We start from the raw sequence: 9879 nt of genomic DNA, 5'->3' as shown, positions 1-9879 counted from the left end.
CCAGCCGTCGAGCCGCAGCGCCATCGGCATGTGGTACGCCGGACCGACCCCGCCGAGGCGTTCGAGGAACCACAACCGCTGCTGCGCGAACGACAACCGCAGGGGACCGGAGCGGTCCGGCAGGGGCTCGATCTCGGTGGGGGGACGTGTCGTCCGGACCTGATCGGGAGCCGAATCACGGAACCGCTGATCGTCCGGCAACATGTGCCCCCTCGAGTTCTTGCTGGCATGCCACTACATCATGACGTTCGTAAAGGTGAATTAACATTAGTTCAACGGTCAGGCTAAGGCCAGGGTGAATGCTCTGATTCGCCTCGTCGGTCGGGTTGTTGCCAAAACCTTGCCGGGCCCGTATTCCTGGGCGACTAATTTCTCCATCTACGAATAGCGAGATTAGTCAGAAAATCCCACTGAAATGGCACAGATACGCTCTGAAGCTGCCATGGGGTCAAACCGCGACCCGTCCCAGGATCTCGGCCAGCCCATCCACCAGCCGCCCCTGCTCCGCCCGGCCCGCGGCGAGATCGGCCCGGTTCGCCGCCGCCAGGACGCGGGCCCGTACCAGGCCATCCGGATACGTCTCCAGGTACGCCCGCTCGTCGGCCAATGCGAGCGCCGCCCCAATGGCATTCGCGTTTGCGATGGCATTGGCATTGGCGCACGCCTCGGCGTTGGCGCCGGTACTCAGATCTGCGTAGAACTGGGCGTACTCAACCGTCTCGTCGGCGCTGTAGCCGTTCGCGGTCGCGTACGCGTGCGCGTTGGCGTAGGCGACCGCGTGCGCGTCGGCGTACGGATAAGCGGCCCGGTACAACTCGCCCAGGACCGGCCGCAGCGCCTCGCTCCACTCCGCCGCCCCGACCCGCTCCCCGGCCGCCGCCCGCCGGCACAGGCCGGCGACAATCTGTTGTGGACCGTCGACATCGTCCGGTCCCGGCGCGAGCAGGAGCGCGTGCCACTCGTACACCACCCGGAACGGCACCCGGTCGCCGAGCCGGTCGAGTTCGCCGCGCACCCGCCGGACCCGGTCCGCCGCACCGGCGGAATCCTGACCGGCCTCCAACGCCGCGACCAGCGCGGCCAGCCAACGCGGCGGATCATCCACCCGGCTCACCCCTCCCACCCCGCCGGCCGCGGCCGGTCCATCGTGGCCAGCAGGTCGTCGACATCCGCGTCGGTCAACGTGTCGAGGTAGTCCGCACCGCCCGCCGTGCCGCCTACCGGCGCGGCCCCGGACGGCGCCCCGGCCGCCTCGACCGCCGCGGCCAGCCCGGCCACGGTCGGGTCGTCGAAGAGCGTACGCACCGGCAGGTCGACCCCGTGTGCGGTCCAGATCCGCGCCATCAACTGGGTGGCCTTGACCGAATGTCCACCGAGGACGAAGAAGTTGTCCAGCACACCGGGTGGCTCGGGCAGGCCCAGCAGGTCGGCGACGAGCGCCGCCAGCTCCCGCTCCAGCGGGGTCCGCGGCGCGACCGCCGGCCCACCCGCCCCGGAACCCCAGTCCGGCTCCGGCAGCGCACGCGGGTCCAGCTTGCCCCGGGACGTACGCGGCACCTCGGGCAGCGCCACGAACGCCGCCGGCACCATGTAGTCGGGCAGGAGGCGGCGGACGTACTCACGCAACCCGGCCGGCGGATCGGTCGCCCCGGTGACCACGTACCCGACCAGCCGTGCCCCGTCCGGGCCGGTCGACGTCGTCACGACCGCGTCGACCACCTCCGGATGGCCGCGCAGCACCGCCTCCACCTCCGCCGTCTCGACCCGGAACCCGCGTACCTTCACCTGCCGGTCGACCCGGCCGAGCGGTTCGATCCGGCCGCTGGGCAGCCAGCGGCCCAGGTCGCCGCTGCGGTAGAGCCGGCCACCGGCGGTGAACGGATCGGGCACGAACCGGTCGGCGGTCAGCCCGGGCGCGTAGGCGTAGCCCTGGCCGAGCCCCGCACCCCCGATGTAGATCTCGCCGACCACCCCCGGCGGCACCGGTCGCATCCACCGGTCCAGCAGGTAGACCCGGCTGCCGGCGATGGCCGGGCCGATGTTTAGCGGGTCCGGACCGGCGACGACCTCGGCACCGGTCGAATACACCGTCGTCTCGGTCGGTCCGTAGCAGTTCCACAGCCGCACGTCCGGGCCGATCAGGGCGTCGGCGAGCGACTTCGGCAACGCCTCCCCGCCGCTGAGCCGCAGCCGGACCCCGGCCGGCACCCCACCGGCCGCCACCAGCATCCGCCAGGTCGTCGGCGTCGCCTGCAGCATCGTGGCGTCCACCGAGGTCAGCAGCCGCCGCAGCCGGTTGCCGTCGATCACGTCGTCGGCACCGGCGACCACGACCGGCGCCCCGCACAACAGCGGCAGGAGCAGGTCGAGCAGGGCGATGTCGAACGCGAACGTGCTCACCGAGACGACCCGGTCGGCCGGCCCGAGCGGCACCATCTCCCGGAACGCGTGCAACAGGTGCGCGACCGCGCCCTGGGTGACCGTAACCGCCTTCGGCCGGCCGGTGGAGCCCGACGTGAACAGCACGTACGCCGCCGCCTCCGGCGGCAGCCCGCACCGCGGCGGCACCACCGGCTCCGGTCCGGTCAGCTCCGGCCCGGCCAGGTCGAGCAGCGTCACCGACGCCTCCAGCTCGGCCAGCAGCGGCCCGGGAATCGCCGTACGGTCGGTGACGACGACCCGCACCCCGGCATCGGCGAGCATCCCGCGCAGCCGCCCCGGCGGATGGGTCGGGTCGAGCGGCAGGTACGCCGCCCCGATCCGCCACACACCGAGCAGCGTCGGCAGCGGCCGCGCCCCCTGGGGCAGCACGATCCCGACGGTGTCCTGGGCCCGTACGCCGTGCCCGACCAGTCCGGCCGCGATCCGGCCGGTCAGCTCCCGCAGCCGCGTGCCGGTGAGGGTCACGTCGGCGCCCCGGATCACCACCCGGTCGCCGGTGTCGACCGCGGCCACCAGCGCCGCCGCGGTCGCGCCCGGGGCCGGCACCGACGCCGACTCCGGCGCGGGCCACACCCGGGTCACCAGATCCCGCGTCGCCGGCGCCAGGATGTCCACCTCGGACACCCGCAGCTCCGGGTTCGTCGCCAACGCGGCCAGGACCGCGCGCAGGGCGTTGGCGAACCGGTCCGCGCTCCGCGCGCTGAACAGGTCGGTGAGGTAGCGCAGCCGTACGGTCAACTCGTCCGGGCCGGCGACCGCCGCCAGCTCCAGCTCGAACTTGCCGGCGCCGTTGTGCACCAGCTCCGGCCGCCAGCGCAGCCCACCCCGGGCCAGCGGCGGCGACGCGTCCTCGACCGTACACATCACCTGGAGCAACGGCGCCCGGGCCGGGTGCCGTCGCGGCCGGCACAGCTCGACCACCCGCGCGAACGGCAGATCCTGGTGGGCCTGGGCCCGCGCCGACGCGGTGTGCAGCCGGTCGAGAAGCTGCCCGAGCGTCGGATCCCCGTCCAACGTCGCCCGGATCGCGACCGTGTTCGCGAAGAGACCGAGCATCCGCTCGGTCTCGATCCGGGTCCGGCCCGCCACCGGTACCCCGATCAGCAACTCGTCCACACCGCCGAGCCGGGACAGCAGCGCCGCGTACCCGGTCAGCAGCACGGCGAAGATCGTGCTGCCCCGGTCACCGGCCAGCCGCCGCAGCCCCGCCGCCAACCCGGCGTCCACGGGTACGTCCACCTCGGCGGCGGCCGGCGTCGGCCGGGCCGGGTACGGGTGGTCGACCGGCAGCGGCACCTCGGGCGGGGCACCGGCCAACTGGGCCGACCAGAACCGCTCCGCGTCGGCGTGACCACCCGCCTCGACGTGCTCCCGCTCCCACAGCGCGAAGTCCGCGTACTGCAACCCGGGCTCCAACGACACCGCCGGCCGACCGGCGGAAAGCGCCTCGTAGTCGCCCGCGATCTCGTCGAAGAGCAGCCGGAACGACCAGCCGTCCGCGATCGCGTGGTGCGCCACCAGGCACAACACGTGCCGGTCGGGCGCCAGCCGCAGCAGCCGGGTACGCGCCAGCGGGCCGCGTTCGAGGTCGAACGGCGTACGGACAAGCTCCTCGATCGCCGCCCGCGGGTCCGTCCCGGCCAGCGGCTCGACCCCGAGGGCGGCCGGCGGGGCGTCGTCGATCACCTGGATCGGCAGGCCGCCGTTGGCCCGGAACGTGGTCCGTAGGATCTCGTGCCGTCCGACCGCCGCCGCCCAGGCGGCACCGAGCGCCGCCACGTCCAGTGGCCCGGACAGCCACACCGCCCATCCGATGTTGTACGTCGCCCGGCCCGGATCCAGCCGGTCGAGCAGCCACATCCGCCGCTGCGCCGCCGACGCCGGAAACTCGAAGAACGCCATCTCAGCCCACCCGCCCGTCCACCGCGACGACCCGCAGTTCCGCCGTGTACCGGCCGCCGGCGCCGGTCAGCCACAACTGGTCCGGCGCCGGAAGCATCTCCACCACACCGACCACCGCACCGTCACCGTCGTGCCGGCGGGCCCGGCGCACCGACCGGGACACCAGGTCGACCGAGGCGAGACTGGTCAGGTCGGCGTAGACCGGCTTGCGCTCACCCGCGCAGCGCAGGAACACGTGGCGGGGCAGGCCGTGCGCCGCCGCCCAGGCCCGTACCTGCGCGAACCGGCGCGCCTCGTCCGCCGTACCGGCGAAGTCGATGTCGGCCGCCGCGAACGTCCACGCCTCCCGGCTGACCACCAGCGAGTCGACGGTGATCCGGGGGGTGTGCGCCGCCGGCGGCAGGACGCGGAAGAGCTGGGACAGTCCGGCGCCGACGACGTCGCCGAGCACGTGTATCAGGTCGACGTCGAGCCGGCCGTCGCGCGACCGTACCCGCAGGCCGGTGGACGACTCGACGAGGTCGCACTCACCGACCCGCAGGCTCTGCCGTCGGTCGTGCCCGAACGAGTCGTGCGCGAACACCAACCGGATGTCGTCCGGCCCGGCCAACCCGTTGCTCTGCCGGGTCGGGACGCCGCCCTCCTGGCCGGTCTCGGCCGGATAGACGGCGCCGGCCCCGACGTCCCGCGCCATCGCCGCCCGCAGTGCGTCCACCCGCGGGTGGTAGGCGACCCAGGTGGCGTACCGCAGGGTGTTGACCCCCGGGTGCAGTTCGCCGAGCACCCACTCGTCGCCGGCCAGCATCAGGTCCGGGCTGTGCTGCACCGCGGTCGGCCAGCCGGGCCGACCCGGCGGAAAGGCGGCGGCCACCGCCGGGGCCAGGTCCGCCGCGGCGAGCCGGACCCGCCGCCGGTCGCCGGGCGGCAACGCCAGCACGTCGGCCCAGCGCCGGTGCAGCGCCGAGGTCAGCAGCGCGGTCATCCGGGCCGGCGGATGGAAGAGCGCCTCGCCGGCCAGCAGCCAGAAGTCGACGAGCGGAACCACGCCGGTGCCCAGCTCCGCCGCCCGGCGCCGGTAGATGTCGGTGAAAAGGCGCTGGTAGAGGGTGGCGCCGGCGGCCGTGAACCAGCGGGCACTGTCCAGCACCAGGCCGAGCGCGGCGCCGACTCCGGAAAGCTCCACCTCCCCGATCCGGACCGTGCCGGCCCGCAGGCACTCCTCGTAGACCGGGGTACGTCCGGCGTACATCGTCCCGGCCCGGCGGGTGGCCGGAACGCCGGCCAGCCGGGTGAACGTCGCCGCCAGATCGGACATCGCGCCGGTCACCCGGTGCGGGTCACCGGCGGCCGCCGTCAGCGCGTCCCGGGCGGCCCACAGCTCGTCCAGGGCGGCGAGCGCCGGCCCGCGTACGGTCTCGTCGGTGACCCGGGCCAGCCGGTCCCGCATCGTCCGCTCCGGCCTGGTGTCGTGCGGCGCCACCTCCGGCTGCCAGGCGATCCGGTGGGCCGCCGCCAGCGCGTCCAGCACCCCGTACACCTCCGGCGCGGACCGCAGCCCCGAACCCGGGTCGGCCAGCACCGCGGCGGCGACCCCGGCCGCGTCACGGACCCCGTCACAGGCCCGCAGCACCGCCACCTCGGCGCCGCTCAGGGGCACCGGCGGGGCGAGCGGCACCCGCAACGCCGACCCGGCCAGCTCCAGGAACGGCATCAGCCGGGGTACGAGCCACGGCCGCAACCCGGCCGCGTACGGCGCCAGCACCGCCGCGACCGCCCAGCCCTCCAGGTAGACGGTCCGGTCGGCCACCAGCGCCGGCGGATCCGCCGCGTCGATCCGGATGCCGGTACCGGGCTCGATCCGCGCCCAGCCGACCGGCCCGAAGAACCCGATCGTGTCGTTCTTCGCGCAGTACCGCTGCAGGTAGCTGGTAACCAGCGCCTCGTGCTGGCGGTGCTTGGTGTTGCGGCCGGCGGGGCTCGGCCCCCGGCGCAGCAACGCGTCGATCCCGGTGGTCAGGGCGTGCGGGTTCTGCCACGCGACCGCCTCCCGGAACCCGGGGTCGCCCGCCACCGCGTGCAACGCCGCCGCGAGCCGCCCGACCGCGCGGGGGAACCCGTCCGCGTACGCCGCCTCCGCCGCCGCGAGAGCGGCCGGGTCGCCGGTGGCACGGGCCGCGACCACCCGGTCCGCGGCGGCGGCGATCTCCGCGTCGCCGAGTGGGGCGAGCAGGTCGATCGGGAATCCGGCGCCCCGCAGGCACACCGTCCGCCACAGCGCCCAGCCGCCACCCAGCGCGACCAGGTCTGCCGGCAGTTCGCGCCCGGCCCGTCGCGGGACCCGCTCCCGGCGGCGCATCACCGGCCCGCCGCCCCCGCTGCCGGCCGCCGTGATCGCCGCCGCCGTCGCGGCCAGCGTCGGCGCCCGGTAGAAGTCACCCAGCCGCAGCTCGACGTCGAACGTCTCGCGCACCCGGAACATCAGCCGGGTCACCGTCAGCGAGTTGCCGCCGAGGGTGAAGAAGCTGCTCTCCCGCCCGATGCCCGCCGGTCGCCGGTCGCCGGGCAGCAGCCGCGACCACAGTTCGGCCAGCCGATGTTCGGTCGGCGAGGCCGGGCCGGCCACCTCCGGCGCCAGGTCGGGCACCTCCGGCGCGGGCAGCGCGGCCCGGTCGACCTTCCCGTTGACGGTCAGCGGCAACCGGGCGAGGACGGTGAAGGACACCGGCACCAGATGTCCCGGCAGCCGGCCCGACACGAAGTCGCGCAGCGGGCCGTCGGCCAGGGCCGCGCCCTCGACCGGCACGACGTACGCCACCAGGTGCCGGTCGACACCGTCGCCCCGGACCCGGACCACCGCGGCGGCCACCCCCGGATGCGCCTTCAGCACCGTCTCGACCTCGCCCGGCTCGACCCGGAAGCCACGTATCTTCACCTGGTCGTCGAGCCGGCCGAGGAACTCCAGCACGCCGTCCGCCCGCCACCGGACGAGATCGCCGGTCCGGTAGAGCCGCCCGCCCGGGACCCATGGATCGGGCACGAACGACCGCGCGGTCGCCGCGGCGGCACCGAGGTAGCCCCGGGCCAGCCCGTCACCGCCGGTGTGCAACTCGCCGGCGAAGCCGACCGGAACCTGCCGGCCGGCCGGGTCGAGCACGTACGCGGTCGTCTGTGGCACCGGACGGCCGACCGGCACCCGGTCACCGACCGGCTCCGGGCCCCGCATCACGTGACAGCTCGTCATCGTCGTGTTCTCGGTCGGCCCGTACGCGTTGACCAGCGGAAGCCCGTCGCGGGCGGCCAGCACGGCCCGGACCGCGCCCGTGTCGGCCACGTCGCCGCCGGTCAGCAGTTGCCGTACGCCCGAGAGCGCCGCCACGTCCTCCTCGACCAGTTGCTGGAACAGCCCGGCGGTGAGGAACGCGACCGTGACCCCGCCGGTACGGATCAGCCCGGCCAGCGCGGGAAGGTCCACCGGATCCGGCGGTGCCACCACCGCCGTCGCACCGGTCAGCAGCGCACCCCAGATTTCCCAGGTCGACGCGTCGAACGCGATCGGGGCGAACTGGAGCAGCCGTTCGCCGGGACCGAGGGTGGCGAAGTCCGGACCCGACACGAGCCGGACCACCCCACGGTGGGGGATGCCGACCGCCTTGGGTACGCCGGTCGAACCCGACGTGTGCAGCACGTACGCCAGTTGCAGTGGATGGGTCCGTACCGGCGGCGGGCCGGCCGGCACCGGTTCCCCTGACTCCTCGCCGACGTCGAGCACCCGTACGGCACCGAGGTCGGGCGGCAGGGCGGCAGCGGTGGCAGCCGTGACCAGGACCAGGCGTACGCCGGCCAGGGCGGCCGCGATCCGGGCCGGCGGGCCGGTCGGGTCGACCGGCAGGTACGCGCCACCGGCCTTGAGCACGGCCAGCAGGGCCCGGATCAGCGGCTCGCCCCGGGGCAGCAGTACGGCGACGGGCTCCTCCGGGCCGACCCCGTGCCGGTGCAGCGTCCAGGCCAGCCGGTCGCTGTCGCGGTCCAGCTCCGCGTAGCTGACCCGGCGGTCACCGACGACCAGCGCGGCGGCGCCCGGATTCTCGGCGACCCGGGCCGCGAACACCTCCGGCATGGACGCGCCACGCGGATAGGGCCGCTGCGTCGCGTTCCAGCCGGCCCGCAGACCGGCCTCCGCGCCGGCGCCGAGGTCCAGGTCGGACAGTCGGGCGTCGGGCCGGTCCACCAGCTCCAGCACCGTGTGCCGCAACTGCGCGACCATCTGCCGCGCCGCCGCGTCCAGCAGCCGGCTGCTGTCCCAGACCGCGCCCAGCCGCAGCTCGGGCTCGTCGAACACGTGCACCGTCAGCGGATAGCCGGGCATCCGGTGTACGCGTACCGAGCCCCGTTCCGGCTCCGGCCCGTCCTTCGCCAGTGCGGTGGACAGCCGCTGCCGCTCGAACACCATCAGGCTGTCCAGCAGCGGAGTGTCGGCGGTGAGCCCGGCTCCCTCCAGGATGGCGGCCAGCGGGGTGAGCTGGTGCCCGCGGAGCCGCCGCATGGCGCCGGCCGCGTCGGCGAGCAGCCGCCGGACCGTCGTGTCCGGAGCCGTACGCAGCCGGAACGGCACCGTGTTGATCAGCGATCCGACGATCCGGTCGGCGTCCGGCACGCTGCCGTACCGGCAGGACCTGGTCACCGCGAACGTCACGTCGTCGACCCCGCCGTAGCCGCCGCGCAGCAGCGCCCAGGCCGCGTTGACCACCGCGCTGACCCCGACCCCGGCGGCGGTCGCACCGGCCCGCAGCCGGTCGGACTCCGCCCGGGTCAGCACGATCTCGTGCGCCGCCGGTTCGGCGTGGACGCCGGGTGCCGCGCCGAGGTGACCGGGCAGCGCCCGGGGCGGTGGCGCCCCGGCCAGGTAGTCCTTCCAGAACGCCGCGCCGGCCGCCGGGTCGACAGCACCCCACCAGTGCACGAAGTCCACGAACGGCGGCCGGTGCGGGTGGTCGGGTAGCCGCCCGGCCCGGCGCGCGGCGTAGTCGGTGAACACCTCGTCGAGCAGCAGCCGGGTGGACCGGCCATCGAGGATCGCGTGATGGAAGGTGAGTACGACGTGGTGGTCACTCAGGACGGTGACCCGCAGGAGGGGGGCGCGGCCGACATCGAAGGGCTCGCGGCGGTCGGCGGGCAGGAACGCGGCGAGCGTGCTGTCCCGCCAGCGCGGGTCGATCCCGGCCGTGGGCTGGACGACCTGCACCACGCCGTGGTCGCCGTCGACCTCGAACGCCGTACGCAGCACCGCGTGCCGCCGTACGGCGTCCTGCCAGGTCCGGGTGAACGTGTCGCGGTCCGGTGGTTCGCCCCACCTGATCGTGACCTGCTGGACGTCGACTCCGCCGGCCGGCTGCCGCAGGGTTTGCAGGATCATCCCGCGCTGGACCGCGAGGGCGGGGTACCGCTGGTGCGGGAAGCTGTCGTCCATGCGCGCCTGTTCGGGGGCCTTCGGGTCCGGGCAGCTTGGCACGTGCCTTAACGTCGGGTCAAGGGTTG

The 9879-nt window shown here is 74.7% G+C and carries 4 protein-coding genes; all 4 read right to left on the bottom strand.

Annotated elements, in window-relative coordinates; translation table 11 throughout:
- The coding region (locus AB0I42_RS18815) for a hypothetical protein (RefSeq protein ID WP_357538792.1) at positions 1-204 on the bottom strand (204 nt) is incomplete at its 3' end.
- 244 nt (positions 205-448) lie between these two features.
- Complete coding sequence (locus AB0I42_RS18810; RefSeq protein ID WP_357538791.1) at positions 449-1105, bottom strand: hypothetical protein; 657 nt, start codon at positions 1103-1105, stop codon at positions 449-451.
- Positions 1106-1110: 5 nt separating this feature from the next.
- The gene (locus AB0I42_RS18805; protein ID WP_357538790.1) at positions 1111-4344 is read right to left on the bottom strand and encodes an amino acid adenylation domain-containing protein; all 3234 of its coding nucleotides are present in this window, start codon (positions 4342-4344) and stop codon (positions 1111-1113) included.
- Position 4345: 1 nt separating this feature from the next.
- Positions 4346-9811, bottom strand: a complete 5466-nt coding sequence (locus AB0I42_RS18800) for an amino acid adenylation domain-containing protein (protein ID WP_357538789.1) — start codon at positions 9809-9811, stop codon at positions 4346-4348.
- Positions 9812-9879: the final 68 nt, after the last annotated feature.

This window comes from Polymorphospora sp. NPDC050346 (genome assembly GCF_040655695.1).
GTDB lineage: Bacteria > Actinomycetota > Actinomycetes > Mycobacteriales > Micromonosporaceae > Polymorphospora > Polymorphospora lycopeni.
Note: the sequence above shows the minus strand (reverse complement) of the source record. Positions and strands in the feature narration are given on the sequence as shown.

Coding starts and splice junctions, on each gene's coding strand:
- AB0I42_RS18805 (WP_357538790.1), bottom strand. CDS start 4,344: ATGGCGTTCTTCGAGTTTCCGGCGTCGGCGGCGCAGCGGCGGATGTGG.
- AB0I42_RS18800 (WP_357538789.1), bottom strand. CDS start 9,811: ATGGACGACAGCTTCCCGCACCAGCGGTACCCCGCCCTCGCGGTCCAG.